This is a genomic window from Nostoc sp. UIC 10890, from assembly GCF_054786515.1.
Window position 1 is genome coordinate 1 of sequence record NZ_JBSGKF010000183.1, and the last position, 1,094, is coordinate 1,094.

At 41.0% G+C, this 1,094-nt stretch carries 1 protein-coding gene and 1 pseudogene; both read right to left on the reverse strand.

Annotated features, from left to right (window positions below; translation table 11 throughout):
• Nucleotides 1–193 (reverse strand): annotated as a pseudogene (locus ACWATR_RS40290) (magnesium-protoporphyrin IX monomethyl ester (oxidative) cyclase); the annotation flags it as partial.
• A 395-nt stretch (nt 194–588) separates the two neighbouring features.
• Nucleotides 589–1,094, reverse strand: a 506-nt coding sequence (locus tag ACWATR_RS40295) for a diguanylate cyclase (protein WP_460346061.1), incomplete at its 5' end; no start/stop codon positions are given.

Sequence of the window (1,094 nt, forward strand, 5' to 3'; positions counted from 1 at the left end):
ACGCTTCATCACGAACAAAATGGTGGCGGTTGTAGTCTGTCCGCATTTCTGTCAACATCGCCTGTAACTGAGTTTCCTGAGCAGATAAATCCAGGTTGGCTGCGGTTTCAAAATCTGTAGTGTAAAACCGGGGAGTGAGTACAGTTTCTTTACTAGGGGTTTTAATTTCTGGCTTGGGTAGAGTATTAACCATGTGTAATACGTTAAGCGAGTTAATCGTTGCATAACTATAAGGCTATGATAATTGGAATTCTTTTACTAGACCTCTTTACAATCCTTAAGTTAAGTCGGAAATGCCCATATAAGCTTATGCTCTAAAGTACAAGCAAAAAAGCTTTGAGCGTTTGGATAGGGCTTAGATTTAGATAATTTCAGTAGACTCACATCTTGCACATACTAGCCCTAGTGATTAGAAATCGCGGCTATACAAACAAAGTCCACCTCCGTGGACTAAGAGGAAATCAAGGGTTTTTAACCCACGAAGGTGGGTTTTGACTGTGTAGCCGCGACTTCCAGTCGCTTGGTGCAAGCCCTAAGTAGACGTAAAACTTCTGTTAGCGCTAAAAATCATATTTAAGTATAAGGGGTTCACCCGGAATACCTTCTCGATGGGACATAAGGATCAATTGGGTTCCACATACAAGAACGATTACGCCCCTGTGCTTTAGCTTGATAAAGGGCTTGATCTGCTGCTTTAATCAAATCCAAAGGAAGCATATTAGGTGTCGGAATCACTGTAGCAATTCCGATACTTAGGGTAACGTGCTGCTTCACAGCCGATGCTGCATGAAGAATATTTAGCCGTTGGATAGCTTGATGAATTTCTTGAGCAACCTGAAAAGCTCCATCACTAGCAGTGTTGGGTAAGATGACAACAAACTCTTCTCCGCCATAACGAGCAGCTAAATCCCTAGAACGTTTGACAGCTTGTTTTAAAGCTTGGGCAATGAGTGTTAAACAAGTATCCCCGGCGGCATGACCATAAGTATCGTTATATTGTTTGAAATAATCAATGTCACATAGGAGTAATGAAATAAAACCTTGTTCTCGTAAAAAATATTGCCAAACAGAATCAAGCCTACTATCAAAACATC